The following is a 17,417-nucleotide window of genomic DNA, read 5'->3' as shown; positions in this document are numbered from 1 at the left end:
ATGCTCCAAGCTTCCCTGGGCCGTTCAACTCCAGCGGACATTCAGTACGACGAAGTGCAGCAGGATCCAGACCATCAACAGCAGATGGGTCAGTTGCAACCCTTCCTGGCGGATCCAGTAGCCGAACCATATCCCGCCCAGCAGCATCGCGAGCAGGAACCCGAGCGCTGCGCTCAAGGCCAGGTTCAACCAGGGCCGCGCTACCTCCAAGCCAGCGCCAAGCAGCAGTTCATAGCACCCCACCCAGGCCGCGAGAGCGGCGGCTGCCTGTGTCAGCACTATGATCGACAAGGCCAAGCGATGGATGGCGTGAGAGGTCATCGCTCGCACCAGCAGAGGGAGCCTGATTGCGGGAGGTTGGGCCAGCGGCGCCATCGACATGGTCTCCCCGATCGCCCCGGCTGAGCTGGCAAAGGCATGCAGGTTGTTGATCAGGCTGATACTCAGCCACAGGCTCAAGCCAATACAGCAGGTGATCTGGAAAATCAGCAGTGAAGTCGGAGTGTCCATTCCTGGTCCTTTGTGAGTTCGTTTCCGAAAGCAGCGAGAGCGTCCGGACGCCACTCTAAAACCTTGACTTAACTCGAGGTCAATACCGGTTTTCCAATAAGGCTGCCTGGGGCGACAACCTCAACCGTTCGTTCAAGCCGTCTGTAGGTCTGAGAAGTTTGTCGAGGTCTTGGGCGACCGACCGAGCCGCGCCGATCATCGCCAAAGGTATTACCCACTGGAGGATCCGGGATAGAGCCAACCGGTTTGCTATGCTCTCTATTCCGGCTGGCCTGGCCTGAAGGCGCCGAGCGTGTGCGGCATTGGTCAAGATGCTTGAGAGTTTTCTATCCGCGTTTGTGGAAAAAATCGAACCAAGGAGTGGAGTAACAGACATGCCAGCTTGTCCCCTACCCTCTGATGAAGCACTTCGTCAGCGCACACTTGATGATATGGACTTGGTCGATACGCCGGCCGAGCATTATCTTGATACCTTGGTACGACTCACCCAAGAACTAGCCCAGGTCGAGACCGTTCTGATCAGCCTAATCGATCAGGATCGGCAGTGGTTCAAGGCTCGAATCGGCATCGAGGTAAGCGAGACGAAGCGCAATGTGTCCTTTTGCGGCTACGCGATTCTCGGTGAAGATACCTTGATGGTTTCCGACGCCAGGTGCGATTCACGCTTCGAGGACAATCCCCTCGTGCTGAACCCACCCTATATCCGGTTCTATGCGGGCCACCCGTTACGTGCCTCAAATGGCAAAGCCATCGGCACCCTGTGCATGTTCGATCCTCGGCCGCGGAAGCTCAGCGAGGCGCAACAGGCTAATTTTCGGGACTTAGCCACGCTCACCGAGGGTTATTTGCAACTGCGGAGCCTAGCGCAGGTCAATCGCGCTCTGCGTGTTGAAATGGATCGCGGGCAGCGCAGGGCTTTGCTTGATCCTTTGACACAACTATGGAACCGCGGGGCGTTGGCAGCATTTCAGAACCGAGAGCTTCATTTGGCTGAGGAGCGAGGTTTACAGCTAGGAGCCGTATACGCAGACCTCGACCGTTTCAAATCCGTCAATGACGAGCATGGCCACGATGCCGGCGATAAAGTGCTCTGCGAGTGTGCCCGCCGACTGCGGGCTACGCTTCGGCCAGATGACCTGCTGGTACGCCAGGGAGGAGAGGAGTTCGTGGCCCTGCTACGGGTTAAAGATAGCCAAGAATTAACGCAGATTGCGGAGCGCTTGCGTCAGTCAATTGGCAGCGCGCCGTTTTTGTTGCCCGGCGGCGCTCGGAAGATGACCATGAGCATCGGATGCGCCCTGCTCACCCAGGGTGAGCAGATTGATGATGCAATAAAGCGCGCTGACGGCGGTCTCTATGCGGCCAAACATGGGGGGCGTGACCAAGTTGTCTATGTGCCAGCGTTATCCTGAGGACGTTAAGACTCGGTAACATGGAGCGATACTCCCCTATACGAGAGCGCCTCATCTGGACAGGCGCTCGCTAAGCGAACGTTCGATGTTCGAAAGCCGCAATCGTGCGCTTCATGAAACGAATTGAGTTAGCGCCCTGAGCTTCGGCATTGAGGGGGCGCTGAAACTCAGCGGGTCCCGGCGAGCCACGAGATTCACTGATGCCGCTTCGGTGAGGGAGTGTTGATAAAGGCGGCGAACAAAGTTTCAGCGACGGACTCGCGTGGGCCGTTGCTGACAATTTTGAAGAGGAGGCAGGCGTAAAATCCTGAGACGTCACGCAAAAGTCACGCAAATGAAAAAGGCCATCCCTTGCGGAAATGGCCTAAGTCATTGAAATATATGGTCGGGACGGAGTGATTCGAACACTCGACCCCTTGCACCCCATGCGTGGAAGGCAGCCGTAGCTGCTTGAAAGCATTGGTTTTTCCGCCAGACGCTCGCTGCAACGATGTCTAACGATGAAGAACCGAACAGAACAAAGTCACTTCAAAAGTCACTGGCCCCGGCCAGCCCGCCCACGGCGCTCTGCCGACCGTTTCCCTTCCTTTATATAGCTACTCATAGGGCTGCCCCATCCAGCGCCCACAGCCTGGCCGACTCGACGATCTCCAGCATGTCGACCAGGTCGCCGTCATCGACTTCCTGTCTCCGGTGAGCGGCATAGGCCATTTCACTGAGCACAGCCGCACGCCCATCAGGATCAGTTATCAGGGCAGTCTGGTCGTCCAGTACCGCCACCCAGGCCTGTGGTATTCCCACCATCATTCCACCCTGCACCACCAAGACTGCGCGTACAGAACGCCATCGATCTCCTCCACCCCGTTGATGTTGATGCCGAGCTGGGCCATTCCGTTGACCTTGGCATCGTGCAGCCGCGGGATGATATCCGGACCAGGCGACGGGTTGAACACCCAGGCCTGGGTCGATACCCGCCCCAGCGGCTCGCTGTGGTGGTCGCCGATGTGGATGTCGGCCCGGATGGGTGTGATCTTGCCGAGCTGATTCGTAGGGATGGCCACGCCATTCACACGGCGGCGAACGAGGAGGAAGTACATATGGCACCAACACTGTATGCATAAACAGTATCGTATAGGCGGGATCGATCGCGGGCAATTGCCGATCAGCGGATCAGTGAAGAGGTGGCAAATCCTTACCTCTGGCCTTGGCGATGACGCGGAGCTGGTAATCGGACACCACCTGGAACAGTGATTCAGCCAGCAGACGCAGGCGCTCGATCTCCTCCGCCGGCGCACCGCGATCCTGGGCCTGGTGATACTCCCGCAGGGCGTCGATAGCCTGCTGAATCAACGGCTCGCCGGCCTCGACCATTCCAATGAAGTTGCGCATGTCCAATACAGTGCTCCATCAATTTAAACGTCTAAGTTAGGCCGACTCATTCGATGCCGCATAGGTTTTCATCATAACAACCCGAAAGAGCCAGCCTCCTAAATCACATCACCGACTTAGAGACAGAAACAAGGTCCGGTGCAAAATGATACATAGCAATCATAGATACAAACGACAAAAACAGCACAACAATCAAAACAAACCACGCCAATCCTGAGTGCCGCAATGTATTAAGTTGCCAACCAATCAAAATATTAAACCCTATGAGCAAGCACCAAAAAACCAAAACCAAGCCACAGGCTGCTGCGACATTCTGAGCCTTAGAAAAGACGTTGATCGACACCGTGATGAACGCGAAAAACGATACAAATATAGACAGTGCAGAGACCGCATTCCCTTTAATAGCGCTTACTTCCTCTTGCAAGCGCACTTGTGTCTCAATTGATTTCTCTGTGAGATTTCGAGCCGACTCAAGACTCGTTTGAATAGAGTTCATCATACCGGTGGAATCGCGCAACATTTTAGCTACTTTCTTCTCTGCCTGAGAAATAAATGTAGCCTTTTCTTTATAAAGCTCATCTAGCCTCGCATTAACCTGTGCAAAAGCCACTTGCATATAATCGTCGATTTTCTTATTAACATCAATATCTGAATCTACCGAGGCAGATACTTGTGGCGTTGGATTCGACGAGGCTGTCGGGATATTGGAAGAAACGCTTGAGCTGGAGGTCGATTTCCCAGAGACGGACCTAAGACTCTGAGCAAAAAGCTTGGCTAATAGATCGGCATTCATTCCTGATGAGCCTTTACTATCCATTAGAATAATCCTTCGCCGCCATTGACAAATAGCTCAATACTATCGAGCGACGCGACCCGATCAAACTCCTCTACTATACGACCAACTTGAGAAGCCGCTATTACTATAGGATGCAATGGATCATTGTTTATATCTCGCACGCATACAACTCCTGTCAAACCAGCCGGTCCGACCCCATTAGTTATAGTGTAAAGACTATTCGCGCACCAATCCCCAATAGTTACCTTCTTCGTCACAGACATTGAAAAATCAGAGACTTGTTCTGAAGAAAACTTTGCCAAAGCTTCTATCATATCCTGCGCAGGCGTGTCGCTCTGACTGAAGGCATTTTTTACCCAGCCAATCCTTGTGAAATTAAACCCTTTCTCACCTAATAGACTACCAAGCGCTTCACACTTAACTTTAAAACTATCGATATGCGATTTATCTAGCCCCAGCGGTAACTCAAGAATAAAATCAATACGAGCCTTGCTCATTGACAAGCGATATCCCTCAGCCGTATTGATATGCAATCGCGGAAATTCCGCAGGCATACCTGGCTGCTCAGGAATTAACATTGGCTCATATTCTCCGATATCAAGCCTACTTCGAATTAGAGAGCTTAAGTCATCCGCTCGTACCGTCCCGCTGCCGACAAAAAGGGCCAACTGGCAAGAATAAAAAAAACTTTTATCAAACATACTGATCTCGCAATTAGAAACGAACATCTGAATCTCGAACACAGAGGAGGAAGCGCAGCTCCTCTGAACGCTAAGGACGACTTGGACCAAAGGATAGCGGTAGCGAGGATTTTCTTAAAGGACGTTCACGTGGTTTAGGAGACAGAATCGAATCACTCGATGAAAGCGTCGTACTCACGTACGCATTGGTCGCCAGCTACTCGGGCTCTATCATACGCCTTCGCCAACTCTCGATTCGCTTCGAGAGACCGCTCGAGCAAGTCGGAGAGCACCATAGCGGCGCGGGCGGCTGCCTCGCCTCTGGCGACAGCGGCGGTATCCGTGCCGGGGCAACTGACGGAGGCGGCAAGCTTTCCGGCTTCGTCGCGCAGCCGCTGACCAGCAGCATCGGCGTCAACAGCGCCAGCATCAGCAATCGTTCTTTCTTCATGCCCTTTTACCCTCGCCTCTTGCTGCGCATCTGCGCGCCGGTGTTCTTCCTGACGCGCCGCGCGCTCGCCAATTACTTCTGCCAGTCGATCGCCGCTGTCCCGCTTCGCTGATTGCTGGCCGGCCTGGGCAAGCTCCACTGAGCGACCGTGCTCATAGGCCGCCCAGTGGGAAGCCAACAGCACCAGGCCTGCGGCAACTCCAGCCCACGGGCTCATGAAGCCAGGGCCCTCCGCACACCCTCGTCGATCACTTCGGCCTTGTAGGGGTTGCCGCCGTTTTCGTGGACGATGATGCCCACCACAGCCTCACGCAGCACCTGCGGCTTGGAGATGTCGATCGAATCTCGAACGCCTACGCCGAGGCGCTTCGCGATGGCCTGGGCATAGGCCAAGGTGTTGTTCTCACTGGCCGGCGCCCAACGGCTGATGAATTCCAGCGGGGTATCGATACCAGGGCGACCCACCCCAGGCATGCCATCCTTGCCGCGGTAGTTGAGCAGTAGCTTGGCCAAAGCTCGGATGCCGTTCTCGGCTTTGTCAAAGCGGGCGAAGCGCGGGCTGGCCACGCCCACCTCCAAGCCAAGCTGGCCCTGCCACGCGTTGCGGGGGTTGAAATCGATGTTGCCCGGGTTGTTATTGCGAACGCCGCGCGGTGTGGACATGGTTTCTCCAGACGAAAGAAAACCCGCTCATGGCGGGCTGAGGGAATTTCAGGCATAAAAAAACCGCTCGAGGCGGCCATTTTCAAATCCTGCAGATCAGGCGATGCCGTACTCGGTTTTCAGCGCAGCGACCAGTTGCGCAAGTTGCGCCAGGTTGGTCGGACTGGTGCGGAGCGATCGATTGAACACGAAGGTGTCCCCCACCTTCGAGGTCCGCAGGCTATTGCCGCTTCCGTGATAGCCGATCTCCAAGTAGCTGTCTGCTGCTGCAGCGCTTGCTGTTGACTTAGTGTTTTCGACAAAGGTGTCCACTTGGTTCACAGCGATAGAGACCTTCTTGGTAGTGTCGTCGTAATCCACGACAACTACCGCCCATGTCCCTGCAGGTTTCGGCGTTTCAGCATAAGGGGCGCTGTTGGTACTTCCGTAAGCTATGAGCCTCTTTACCTCAGGAGACGCAGTGGTTGTGTCATAGCGCAGGACAGTGGCAATCGCAGTCTCACCGGTATAACCCATCATGAAATTCAGCCGGTTCGTTGGCTCGGTAATCGCCACAAGCATGACCAGCGTATACGACGTCGGCATGCTACCAGGCTGAAAAGCCAGCGAGCCAAGGCTGTCATCGGCAGAAAACCCCAGTGCGGGCTTGCCGCCAACGGTGCTCAGGCGTAGGACCGATGGAGTAGATCCCTTCTGGAGCAGCTTTTCGCCAGTAACCCGGCAATATCCGGAGACGCCCCCCTCAGGAAGTGCTACGAGGCTCTTGGGTGCCATGGCGCGGTGAATGTATGGCATTGAGGATGCAATGCGGTCTGCGGCGGAAACGTTCAGTTTCACCGCACCAGGTGCTGCAGGTGCCTGGACGCCAGGCAAGACAATCAGTTGACCTCGCAAAGCCATGAGGTGCACTCCATCAGTTGGTGACTTGAATTCGTTGGTGGCAGGCCCAGTTGTAGACCGGGGTGCCTGTTGCATCGAGGTCGGGCGCGCTGTCCCGAATACACGTTCTTGGCCCGGTAGTCGGTCCCGCACGACTGCCTGCTACACCGATGTCGGCGATGCCTATCATCTCATCGGTGCCTGTAGGCTCATTGCTCAGGGTGAGACGCAGGGTATCGAAACCGGTCTTCTCGATCTTGGTAAGGGTCGCGCTAGACGTACTGTCGATCCAGCGCAGGCCGTAGAAACCAGGGTCCAGCACGTTCACGGTGTCGATAACCAGCGGCCCGGTAGGAACGTGAAAACGCAGATCGACCGTTACCCCAGAACGCTTGGCGGACAAGCAGTGAAGCGGCAGCCAAGGACGTTTGTTGATGATCGCTCTCGCCGCTCGGGCAACCATCACCCCGTCTCGCGCATAAGACGCCGCAGGCAGGTGAATGCCGTCGGCGTTGCTTGGCAAAGAGTACTGAGGCCCGGCCATGACGAACTTGTCGGGGTTTTCCAGTGCTGCCTGCAACTGCTCGTGCGGGATGTTGCTAAATGAGCGGTTGTAGGAAGGTGCGGTCCAGTTGCTCATCTGGGTCAGCAGCATCGGAATGGTGTTCAACTGCCCGGACACGGCTCGCAGGTCGGTGTCGTAGTCGGTTTGCAATTGAAGCAGGTGACCGATGTACACCCCGGCAGCCATGCCTCCGTCATGCTGCCCCTGGTTCCAGCCAACAAACGGAATCTCGTAGGCGTAGCCCAGCCGATCGGCCTCGGCCTTCGCGGCCATGGCTGCGGTGATGCTGTTGTTGTAAGGGATAGTGCCCTTGTTCAGCGAGGTGATGCCCTGGGCGCCGCGGGAATGGTCGCTGGTGAGCAGGCCGACATCTGAAGGCAGCCCGCGCATACGATTGATGTTCGCGGCGGTCTGCAGCGCAGGCGACTCCAGAGACTTGGCAGTCAGCGGTTTGAACGGAGCGACCATCGCTTCGGTGAGGGTCCCAGTCTCGTCAGTCAACTGCACCCCATCATTGAGGGTGAATAGCCGGTTTGCCGCTGGTGGCTGGACGGTAATGGGCGCCCCGGATCCGATGCCACGCATCAGCGACTGACCGTTGAACAGGATGTGCAGGATCTTCATCACATATGGAGCCACGGACCCCGCGATAGGAGCATCGACCGATTGGACGCTCACGGCGTTGAAGCGACGCAGGAAACTGACGGTGCCGGACAGCAGTTCAGGATCAGTGTTGTCCCCGCTGGAGGTAAGCTGATATGGAATCCCACTCACCAAGACCCAAACATCACGCTGGCCAGGCGGTCCCTCAACCCATGCCATGGAACTAGCTGCACTTGCCGGCGGCTGATAGAAGACGACCTCGCCGCTCCACTTGATTCCAAGGATCACAGTGTCATTCTGATCACAGAGCGCCCACGCGAAGTCACCGACCAGCGACAGACCAGGCAGCCGGTCGAGGATCGCATCGACGACACCGTCGGTTCTCACGCCGAGGATTACCCGAAGCAGCTCATCGGTAAGGGCCCAAGGGTGGGTTTCCGACATGTTGCGGGGTGGTGCTGTCTCGACCGCAAACTGGGTGCTGTCCTGCACCTGCTTGACCTTCTTGGCATTGGGGTAGGTATCCACGAACACCGCAGCGCCTGCAGTGTTGCGGTACACGTTCACATACTCGTCGTCAGCGCTCGAAAGAACGCTGAAATTCGTGCCGTCTGCTGTCCCTGCCAGCCCGAGCGCCACCGATGCATAGGGCATCGCCCCACCCAGTAAGGTCGCAAGGTTGGTCATCACTAGTGCGTTGGTCGGTCGCATGACCCCGCCACCAACGTCCATCATCTTCACTTCGGGCGACAGCAGTAGCACGTTCGTCGTCCCGACAATCCGGTCCAGCTCCTGAAGGGTCTGTTGGCCGCTCATCAAATCTTCCTCAATAAAAAGCCCGCACAGGGCGGGCTTGGTAACTGCTGCGGCGTCATGCCGGCGGGAACTGGTCGTCGTAGGTGTAAACGCGGGCGTCGTAGGGCATGCCCTTCATCGCCGTGTTGCCGTTGGCTGGGTCGGAACTGGTGACCAGCACCGGGTAGGCCCAGCGCGAGGCCGGGCCGAACAGGATGTGAGGCGGCTCCAGCGGGCCATCAACCTCCGGCGTGAAGTCGAGAGCGTCGACCCGCACCGTGTACTGGTCCACCTGCGTAGCAGTCCAAGGCCCGGACAGCGTGCCGTCCAGCTTGCGCACGCCGATCCTGTGCTCGCCGCCAGCGCTGAAATCCAGTGGCTCGGAGGAAGTCAGCAGCGTTCCGGATCCGGTTACCTCGAAGGCCAGCAGGATTGCGCTCTGGCACCGCTTTGGCGCGTCATCCGCAACGGCCGCGAAACTCAGGTAGCCACTGTTGCTGCCGTCCATCTCGGTTTCCCAGGTGTAGATGTCGGTCCGGAACTTCTGGTGGCCACGCCGGCGCATGCCGATGCGCCATGCTCTGGTCTTATCGCTGACACCCGGCATCTTGATCTTTTCGACCTTGGTGCCAAGGTCCCCTGGCCGCCGGCACTCGACCGTTTCCCACGCCCAGGTGGTGCGCGAGAAGAACTCCACATCTACGCCGTCGAAGTCGTTGATCGACGGCATGGCGCCGCTGATCTTGAGCATCTTGGTCATGTTCTGTGGCGAGTAGGTCTGCGTTTTCGGGCCGTAGGTCACGTCGAACGCGGCCCGGGCACTGTCTCGAACCGGGCGCAGCAATCCACGGAAGGTCACCAGTTCGCCGAACCCACACGCCAGAGCGTTGTTGATCATGTCCTTCACGGTGATCGTCGAATCCAGCGTCTCGTCGTAGGTATCGCCGCGGGCCACGCAGGTGTTGTGGAAGGCCTGCCACTCGGGCAGATCCAGGTCATCGTCCGTGTAACCGCGCTGCTTCAGCTGGTAGATGCACCAGGGCACGATGTCGCGGCTTGGCCCGGTACCGCCCTCCATCAGCGGCAGAATGCGGGTTGCCTCGGCGCTGACCTGGCTCTCGGACTGCGCAGAAAGCCGGTCACCGCCACGGATATTGCAGGTCATCACCGTCATGCCGGGGTAGCTGGTGGGCGAGTTCTGCATCCGCCCGCGCAGGTCCGTCCAGGTGGCGTCATCCCGCGCTTCATCGTTGATACGGCCGGGCCGGTCCACGTACTGCTTGCGGATACGGGCCTCGGCCCGCATTGCATACGGCAGCGACACGCGTTCGGTGAAGCCTTGGGCATCGAGAGAGCCGCCCACGTTCATGTACTGGAGCTGCGTCCAGGCACCGGCCACGTCCATGTCGCGGTACTCGAACATGTAGTAGGTCGGGATCTCGTAAATCTGCCCTTCCCGGCCGATACCGGCCAGGCCGTTGGCGTAGGTGACAGTCCACTCCAGTTGGGTGACCTTCTCGTTTTCCGGGCAGCAGGCGAATGGCCCGCGGTAGCCGCCCTGCAGGTTCGAAGCGTCGAGCGTGATGAGGCCGTTCACGGTCTGCATGGCGTTGAAGCCGGGCCAGCCCGCGTCAGTCGACCCGGACGAGGTCAGGCGCTCGACCTCGATCAAGCTCGTGCTGAAGGCCGTGATCCGGTACCGCAGACCGCGCGGGCCGATGGTGGCCAGGCCCTGTCCCAGCGCAAGGCCAACCACGGGCGATCCACCATCATAGTCCAGCGTCATTTCCGCTGGCTGCTCGGGTATTGCACTGGTAGTTGCCGTGCCGGTCACGCCGACGGGCGACGAGCCCAGGATGGTCGATGCGCCGGTGGCCGTGATGGCCTGGCCGGCGAACGGCGTTAGCTCAACGAACCGCACCATACCGCTGCTCTGCTGCGCCTGGAATGGCGTCCCGCTGAGCTGGGTATTCAGTGCAGATACCAGGCCCGCGAGATCGGTTGTGGCGGTGTTCAGCGTCACCGGGTAGGTGGACGCGCCGCGGACCAGGCTAAAGCTCAGCGGCGTGACGTCGAAGTCGTACCTGCTGGGCGCGGCCGAGCCGGTCAGCGTCGACGCGGTGCCGGGGTTGGCCGGTACGCCAGGGCTGTATGGCGTGTAGCTGTTGACCACGTATAGGCCAGCGTTCGCCCCGGCCACCTCGATGAGCATCCCAGCTGTGGGGTTCAGCATTTCCAGCGGGCCACGGATGATGTCGCGGCCTGCGCCACCGTCGATCACCGTGTAGGTGTAAGGCGCAAGCACACGGACGATGATGCCGTTCGACCAGTCGGCCGGGAACTGGCCAGAGCCGGCCGGCACGCTGATCGTATCGCCCACGAACTGGTACGCCGAAGCCGTGGCCGACCTGGTGAGGTCGGTGGCCATGGTCAGTTCCAGGCCGGCCGAGCCGCTGGAGCTTGCCCCTACCTCAGGAACGTTGAACCAGTTGATGTGGGCTGGGTCGCCAGAAAGATCGGCGCCTGGCGGGTAGATCGTGAACGTTGCATCGGATCCCAGGGAGATCAGCGGGGTTTCGCCAACCTTGACCTTGGCCAGCGGTACCTCGTACTCGCCTTCGCCGATGTACAGCAGCATTTCCACGCGCTGGTCACGCGGGGCAACGTGCGCCCTGCGTGGCTGGGTCAGGTACGACGGATAGACCCGCTGGTGCCCGGCGATCTGGCGCACCGGGTCACCCAACTTGACCTTGTTGCCCTTGGCGCTGGCCTCGGTCAGGGGATCGCCCTGCTGGGTGCCGGCGCTGGATGGCATGCCGGGCATCTTGGGCATGATCGACTTGAGCACCGCCTTGGCGCCTTTGAACAGCGCGAAGGTGATGGAGAATGGGTCTGTACCCTTCGGCTCGCGGTAGATCTGCAGCAGGTCGGCAGGCTTGAACTTCACCTTGTGCCACAGGTGCTGCTCGATCACCTCATCATTGAGAACAACGCTGATCGGTGGGCTTTCCCGGCGCTCATACGACGGAGCCAGGACCTTCAGCCATTCCTCGATCGACATGCGGCGGTCGGTCTTCCAGGTGCCGAGCGGCGCCGTGTCACTCAGCTTGTTCGGATAGAACTCGATCACGGTAATAGACCACCTTGGGGTGAGCGGCTTCAAACTCGCCAGTTGTCCGGAGGCATGCGCCGCCGGGGTTTGTGTCCAGCACCTTCAGCCGGCCCTCGCTTTCCACCACCACGCCTACGTGTAGGCAAAGAGCACCGCGGAAAACGGCGGCAATGGCGCCGGGCTCGGGCTGGCACTCTTCCATGCCCCGGCGCAGGTCGTGATACGCCTCGGTGTTGGCCTTGAGCTTGTTCTTGCCCACTGCGCCCAGGCTGGGCAGCAGCGGCAGACCGAACACCTCGTGGCGCACCGCGATGCACATCCCCCAGCAATCGAAGGCAATAGGCCCCCGTGCACCCTCGCGATACGGGGCGCGCATGAATTTTTCGATCATGGTTAGAGGTACTTGAGGCCAGGTGCCAGGGTGGTGGTCAGCACGGTGCGCAGACCGTTGGTGTTGAGCAGGTCGAAGAAGCCGGCGGTGAGCTTGGCCACGTCGTCTTCATATTCCCGGCTGAGCAGCGTCATGCGGTACCGCTCTTGCGGGAACGTCAGGTCTTCGGCCAGGTAGCGCCGAAAGGTGATGATGAAGCGGTCATCGGCAGCCTTGGCTTCCTCAACGACCTCCTGCACCTCGCCCGTGACGTTGTCCAGGCCCAGCACCAGGTTCTGGAACGCGCTGTTGTCGTTCTTGGGCAGGGCCAGGTCCATGGCCATTGCGACGAAGGTCAGCGTCCGGCCATCCTCGGTGGTGCACACCCGGTCTTCCCAGCCAGAGCAGTAGCAGTGCGAGACTGTACCGCCCTCCTTCCGCGCCTCGATCGTGTCGACAAGCTCACCGCGCCCCGAGGCGTAACACTCTTCGATCAGACTCATCCGAAGTACTCCGTGTGCCATTTCTCAAGGATGGATTGCAGGCCGTCGTTGAACTGGTCGAGCGGCATGCCCAGGTAGGCGCCGAGGTACTGGTCCTCGGTGTAGACCGGCCGTTTCTTGAACTCCAAGCGAGCAGAGAACCGCCATCGTTTGATTTGAGCCAGTTCCCCGCCGGTGGGGATGCCCTTGAAATGGACCAAGTGCACCTGCATGCCCAGCGGGGTCTGAAGCGGCATCTCGAACCACTCGACGCCAAGGTTCAGAGCCCAGGTATACCAACCCTCGAACAGCGCAGCCTCTTCCTGGCTGAAGTTGAATGTGAACTGAGCGGAGGTCGGAGGATTGCTGGTAACCCGTCGGTACCGCGACCGGCCGGTGACCATCGGCGTGGCCCGGATCGGATCAACCGTGCTCAGGCCATACCCCTCCTGCAGAGGAAGTGGCAATTCTGCCGGGTATTGAATCATTGCCATTCCTCGTTAGGAGCCAGTTCGCCGAGACCCGTATGCGCCCTCGTACGCATCCACCACTTGTCCGTAGCCAGACGAGAACTGACCGGCCACTTCCTCGACGGCTGCCTTGACGATCACGTCGATATCGCCGTTTGAGCGCTGGCGGGTTTCGACCTGGCTGTTGGTGTAGTTGTGGATATTGATGCTTTGCTGGATGCCAGAAGCGCTGGTGGTGCCTGACTGGCCCTGGGAGCCTCCGGCCATGCGCGCCGAAGTTATCGGCGTGACGTTGCCAGTGCGCAGGGCCTCGACCGCAGACACCCCGCCGAAACGACGGATATCCGCCTGCGACCAAACCACCTCGCCCTTGTGCACCACCCCGGCCGGCTCGTACTTGCCGCCTGAGCCGGTGTAGCCGCCCTCGGAGAAGCCTTTGAGCAGGGCATACGCCGCGACCAACGCGCTGCCGCCCACAACAGCCGCGGCGCCGAAGGTACCAATCGATGCCGTCAATGCAGCCGGCGCCCAGGACGCCAGCGTCTCAGCTGCTGCAGCCAGGTTGGCGGTCAGGACAGTGCCGATAGAAGACAGGCTGCTGGCCGTGGTTACTGCGTCCGTGGTCAGCTTGGCCGTGGTCTTGACGCCTTCCGCCGCGACCGTCTCAGTTGCCTCCGCTTCGATCCCGGCAAGCTTGAGGGCCTGCATGACAAGGAATCGGGCGGTGATTTCAGAGAACGCGCTGAGCATCGAGTTGGCAATGTCTCCGGCAAGATTGCCGAAGGCATCACTGAGGCTTTCCGTGCCCTTGACCAGCCCTTGGATGCTGCCGGAAATCGACGAGGTGGCGTCACCCAGAATCGACTCGGTCGCGTCCCTGGCCTGCTCGTTGTAGTTGGTGGCGAGATCGACGTAGTTCTGCCAGGACTCCGACACACCGATCAGCCACTCGCCACGCATTGCATCCTGCGCGGCGTAGTAGTTCTGCTGATCTACCATGCGCGTGGCCAACGCCGCTCGCAGGGCTTCGGTCTCGCCCTTGTAGAGGTCAGTGTCGGCTGTGGTCGGGTTCTTGATCTGGTTGTAGTCGCGGGTCAGCTTCTCCAGCTTCTTCTGATAATCCTGCTGGATTTTCAGGTCATCCTGGAGCCGCTTACGCGCCCTATCACTTTGACCTGCGCCAGCCAGTTCGGCCTCCTGGCCCTGACGCGCAAGGTCGGTCTCCGACTTCAAGCTCTCCGTAAAGGCTAAGAGCTTTGCCTCGTTCTCTAGCCTGATGTTGGTGAGCTCGTTCTCCTTCTCAAGGGCCGCATTACGCTTCAGTTGCGCGGTAATCAGCTCCTGGCTTGCCAGCAGTGACTTTTGATCAGCTGTCAGCGTTTTCTTGCCCTTGATGTCAGCGAGCTCTTGCTCCCACTTAATGAGTTCTCTGGCTGCAGCGCCAAGCTTGCTCGACTCGCCGGCCTGGGCGGTAATCAGTGACTTCTGCTCGACGAGAACGGCGTACTGCTTGCGAGCATCGTCAAGCGCCTTGTTGCCGGCGCTCTCGGTGTAAGCCTTGTTAGCATCTCGGATCGCTTTCGCAGCGTCCTTGTTCGCCTGCTCTTGCGCCTTCTTCGCGCTCGCCGCTGAAAGGATGGCTGCCTTGTCGGCCTCAGTCAGATCGGAATGCTCAGCGATGTAGCGGTTGGCTTCCTTGACCGCGTCGTTGTTGTCTTGGAGCTTGGCCAGTTGCTTCTGAATGCCGTCCAGGTACGTTTTCCCCGCCGCAGTCATACCTGAAACGGCGACGGAAGCCGAATTAGCGACCTCTGGAGTTTTGGAGTATTCCGCGTTTAGGGTTGCTAGTCGCTCTGCTGCCGTCTTCTGCAGCTCATTCTGCGTCGACCAGGTCTCACCTGCCTTCTTCAGGTCATTGAGGAGGCTAGCGGGCACACCTGGTACTTTTGCCACATCCTCAAGTATTGGAACGATGGACTTGCCGCTTTTGGCTGCCTCCTCAATCCTCTCGCTGAGATTTTGAAAAGCCTTTGCCCGGTCAATGACCGCTTGATTGCTTGATCCGGCTATACGGGCTGGAAGAGAGAGTGAATCCGAACCAAGTACTCCTTTCTTCAGGGTGGCCTGAAGGGAGTCCAGTTCTGATCTGGCGGCCTTCACCGCTTCTGCCTGCGCTTCGCCCCACCGCACCAGCGCGCCAGCCCGTTGCTCTTGGGTCATGGCCTTGAAGCGAGCAATCACTTCATCCATTGGTCCTTTCAACTGCTCAAGGCCTTCCTTCGCCTTGTCGCTACTGCTGCGGAAATCAATGAACGAGGCAGCAACGGCGCCGGTTATGAATAGAAGCCCAAGAGGTCCGCCCATCATGCTAAGCAAGCCAGATCCTGCAGCGGTAAGCCCCGCCAGCGCTTTGGAGGTAAGGCTTGCTGCCTCTGCTGCCTTTGACGAGGCTACAGTTGCCGCATTTACTACAGCAGTCGTCTCCCCGTATGCCAGGACTGCTGCCGTTCTAGCAGCATAAGCAGCCTCAATCTGCGCAGAGGAAGCAACTGTCGTTGCAGCCAGGGTCCGCTCAGCAGTAGCAACCTGGGCAGTTATTGCGGCATGCGCCTGGCTCAGCTCGGCAAGGCGAGCAACCGAAGCTGCACGGCCCTTCTCAGATATCTGGGCGCGAAGCCTTTGAGCCTCAAGCTCTCGCTCAGCAACCAGAGAGGCCTGTACCGCAGTTATTCGATTGAGTTCAGCGCCGAGAGCTTCGCGCTCGGCAACCACCTGGCGCTGAGCCGAGGCGATTTGAGCATTCGCCCTGTCCACTGAAGCCTTGGCATCTGCTTGCTTCGCTTGGGCAGCCTCAAGATCCAGCTTGGCAGAGAGCGCAATCTCTTTGTTTGCCACTCTGGTCGAGTTGGCGGCATAAACAGCCTCCGCACCCTGCTGAGCAAAGCCACCAGCAACCCTGGCAAGGGCGGCGTACAGGCCCGTCATCATCATCTGCTCAAGCGCAGAGGAGTTTTCCTGTACAGAGGCAAGCGCCTTCGGGAGGCCGCCATCGATAGCACTCGAAAGGGCCAGGATCTGCTTGGCGAATGCGCCGGTTGTTCCAATCGCCTGATCGAGCTCGCCCACGAATCCAGTGAATGAGTTTCCTACTGCAACCAGGCTGCTTCCGATGGTTGGAGCTATCTTCGCGAACTGGTCATCTACGGCATTCGCTTGGGCTTGAAGCGCCTTTACCACAGCGTCAGCAGTCAGCGCCCCTTCCGCCCCGAGGCTTCTCAGCTCACCAACTGTCTTGCCCATTCCCTTGGCAATAGCCTGGGCAAGCGCTGGAGCCTGCTCCAAGACACTATTCAGTTCTTCGCCGCGAAGCGTGCCCGATGCGAATGCCTGGCCAAGCTGTACCAGAGCGGCATCGGCTGCTTGAGCAGAAGTTCCAGAGATGGCGAGGGTTTTGCTGATAGTGCCGACAATGCCCGCAACGCCTTTCCCGGTCAGATTCAGTTCGGCCTGGTTAGTCGCAATCCGCTGATAAAGTTCGGCAGTCGCCGTAAGAGGCTGTCGCGACTCCTGCGCAATCGCGAAGATTGACTTCTGCGCCTCCGCCAACTGCGCAGACCCGTCGGTGACCAGTCGGAGCCGGTTGTTCAAAGTGGCGAACGCCTCAGACGCATCATAAAACGCTTTCACGCTGAAGGCTGCCGCAAGCGGTCCGGCCAGCCCGGATGCAGCCGAGGCAAGGGACTTAACTTGGCGCTCCAGGCTCTGCATCTGCACTGCCGACGACTGCGCGCTCTTACCTGCGCCCGATATCGAGCTTCCCGCACTGGTCATTGTCGGCACAGTGCGCAGGCCTGCGTCGTTCAGCCCCTCCAGGGCACGCCGCATGTCCGCCGCCTTTTGCTCTGCGCTGCGCGCATCAAGCTCAATAACGAGCCGGGATGTCAGGGCCATGCGTTTTCTCCGGGCGAAAAAAAGCCCGCTTCTAAGCGGGCGCTATAAATTTTGTCTTTGCTTAGTGGTCAACCGCGGCGTCAATCAGTGTGTTGACATCAGTTCGAACGGAATTCATACAAGAGTCGTAATATCGCTTTGGGTCTGCCCTGCCTGCCGCTGAGTCAGAGACGGCCAGGGAAATCAGCGCCACCCCTTTTTTGTCTCCGGAAAGGCCTGACGCCTCGAGGATTTTTCCTTCTTGCACTCCGTTCTTCGCAGCCAAGACTGCTCCTTGATATACAGCCTG

16 protein-coding genes are annotated in these 17,417 nt (G+C 58.8%); 1 reads left to right on the top strand and 15 read right to left on the bottom strand.

The features are described from left to right. Nucleotides 1-24: 24 nt before the first annotated feature. Nucleotides 25-510 (bottom strand): DUF2165 domain-containing protein, encoded by a 486-nt coding sequence (locus tag INQ47_RS00650; RefSeq protein ID WP_404700775.1) that lies wholly within the window; start codon nucleotides 508-510, stop codon nucleotides 25-27. Nucleotides 511-884: 374 nt separating this feature from the next. Here INQ47_RS00650 and INQ47_RS00645 point away from each other — a divergent pair, with 374 nt between their 5' ends. Then, a complete protein-coding gene (locus tag INQ47_RS00645) occupies nucleotides 885-1,922 on the top strand; it encodes a diguanylate cyclase (RefSeq protein WP_404701223.1) in 1,038 nt (345 codons plus the stop codon). Nucleotides 1,923-2,522: 600 nt separating this feature from the next. Here INQ47_RS00645 and INQ47_RS00640 read toward each other — a convergent pair. The 14 genes from INQ47_RS00640 to INQ47_RS00575 form a co-directional block, all read right to left on the bottom strand. Then, a complete protein-coding gene (locus INQ47_RS00640; RefSeq protein WP_404700774.1) occupies nucleotides 2,523-2,729 on the bottom strand; it encodes a hypothetical protein in 207 nt (68 codons plus the stop codon). Beyond that, the gene (locus INQ47_RS00635; RefSeq protein WP_301158879.1) at nucleotides 2,726-3,019 is read right to left on the bottom strand and encodes a hypothetical protein; all 294 of its coding nucleotides are present in this window, start codon (nucleotides 3,017-3,019) and stop codon (nucleotides 2,726-2,728) included. The genes INQ47_RS00640 and INQ47_RS00635 overlap by 4 nt, the downstream gene beginning before the upstream one ends. 73 nt (nucleotides 3,020-3,092) lie before the next feature. After that, on the bottom strand, nucleotides 3,093-3,317 hold the full coding sequence (locus INQ47_RS00630; RefSeq protein ID WP_404700773.1) for a hypothetical protein: 225 nt from the start codon (nucleotides 3,315-3,317) through the stop codon (nucleotides 3,093-3,095). Nucleotides 3,318-3,414: 97 nt separating this feature from the next. Then, entirely contained in the window at nucleotides 3,415-4,128 is a 714-nt protein-coding gene (locus INQ47_RS00625) for a hypothetical protein (protein WP_404700772.1), read from the bottom strand. Then, nucleotides 4,128-4,835 carry a hypothetical protein gene (locus tag INQ47_RS00620; RefSeq protein ID WP_404700771.1) on the bottom strand — a complete coding sequence of 236 codons (708 nt, stop codon included), beginning with the start codon at nucleotides 4,833-4,835 and terminating at the stop codon, nucleotides 4,128-4,130. The genes INQ47_RS00625 and INQ47_RS00620 overlap by 1 nt, the downstream gene beginning before the upstream one ends. Before the next feature lie 125 nt (nucleotides 4,836-4,960). Beyond that, entirely contained in the window at nucleotides 4,961-5,455 is a 495-nt protein-coding gene (locus INQ47_RS00615) for a DUF2514 domain-containing protein (protein WP_404700770.1), read from the bottom strand. Then, the gene (locus INQ47_RS00610; protein WP_404700769.1) at nucleotides 5,452-5,901 is read right to left on the bottom strand and encodes a structural protein P5; all 450 of its coding nucleotides are present in this window, start codon (nucleotides 5,899-5,901) and stop codon (nucleotides 5,452-5,454) included. The genes INQ47_RS00615 and INQ47_RS00610 overlap by 4 nt, the downstream gene beginning before the upstream one ends. Before the next feature lie 96 nt (nucleotides 5,902-5,997). Continuing rightward, nucleotides 5,998-6,801: a hypothetical protein gene (locus INQ47_RS00605; RefSeq protein WP_404700768.1), complete on the bottom strand. Its 804-nt coding sequence runs from the start codon at nucleotides 6,799-6,801 to the stop codon at nucleotides 5,998-6,000. A gap of 13 nt (nucleotides 6,802-6,814) precedes the next feature. Then, nucleotides 6,815-8,764: a hypothetical protein gene (locus INQ47_RS00600; protein ID WP_404700767.1), complete on the bottom strand. Its 1,950-nt coding sequence runs from the start codon at nucleotides 8,762-8,764 to the stop codon at nucleotides 6,815-6,817. Nucleotides 8,765-8,819: 55 nt separating this feature from the next. Then, nucleotides 8,820-11,873: a host specificity factor TipJ family phage tail protein gene (locus tag INQ47_RS00595; protein ID WP_404700766.1), complete on the bottom strand. Its 3,054-nt coding sequence runs from the start codon at nucleotides 11,871-11,873 to the stop codon at nucleotides 8,820-8,822. Continuing rightward, the gene (locus INQ47_RS00590; RefSeq protein ID WP_064492758.1) at nucleotides 11,842-12,246 is read right to left on the bottom strand and encodes a hypothetical protein; all 405 of its coding nucleotides are present in this window, start codon (nucleotides 12,244-12,246) and stop codon (nucleotides 11,842-11,844) included. Before INQ47_RS00590 ends, INQ47_RS00595 begins: the two co-directional genes overlap by 32 nt. Before the next feature lie 2 nt (nucleotides 12,247-12,248). Further along, nucleotides 12,249-12,728, bottom strand: a complete 480-nt coding sequence (locus INQ47_RS00585) for a DUF1833 family protein (protein ID WP_144180468.1) — start codon at nucleotides 12,726-12,728, stop codon at nucleotides 12,249-12,251. Then, entirely contained in the window at nucleotides 12,725-13,195 is a 471-nt protein-coding gene (locus tag INQ47_RS00580; RefSeq protein ID WP_404700765.1) for a transposase, read from the bottom strand. Before INQ47_RS00580 ends, INQ47_RS00585 begins: the two co-directional genes overlap by 4 nt. Nucleotides 13,196-13,207: 12 nt before the next feature. After that, entirely contained in the window at nucleotides 13,208-17,128 is a 3,921-nt protein-coding gene (locus INQ47_RS00575) for a tape measure protein (RefSeq protein WP_404700764.1), read from the bottom strand. Between the last annotated feature and the right edge of the window lie 289 nt (nucleotides 17,129-17,417).

This window comes from Pseudomonas sp. 3HC3, assembly GCF_044904505.1.
Taxonomy (GTDB): Bacteria; Pseudomonadota; Gammaproteobacteria; order Pseudomonadales; family Pseudomonadaceae; genus Aquipseudomonas; species Aquipseudomonas putida_Y.
This window is presented reverse-complemented; position numbering and strand designations above follow the sequence as displayed.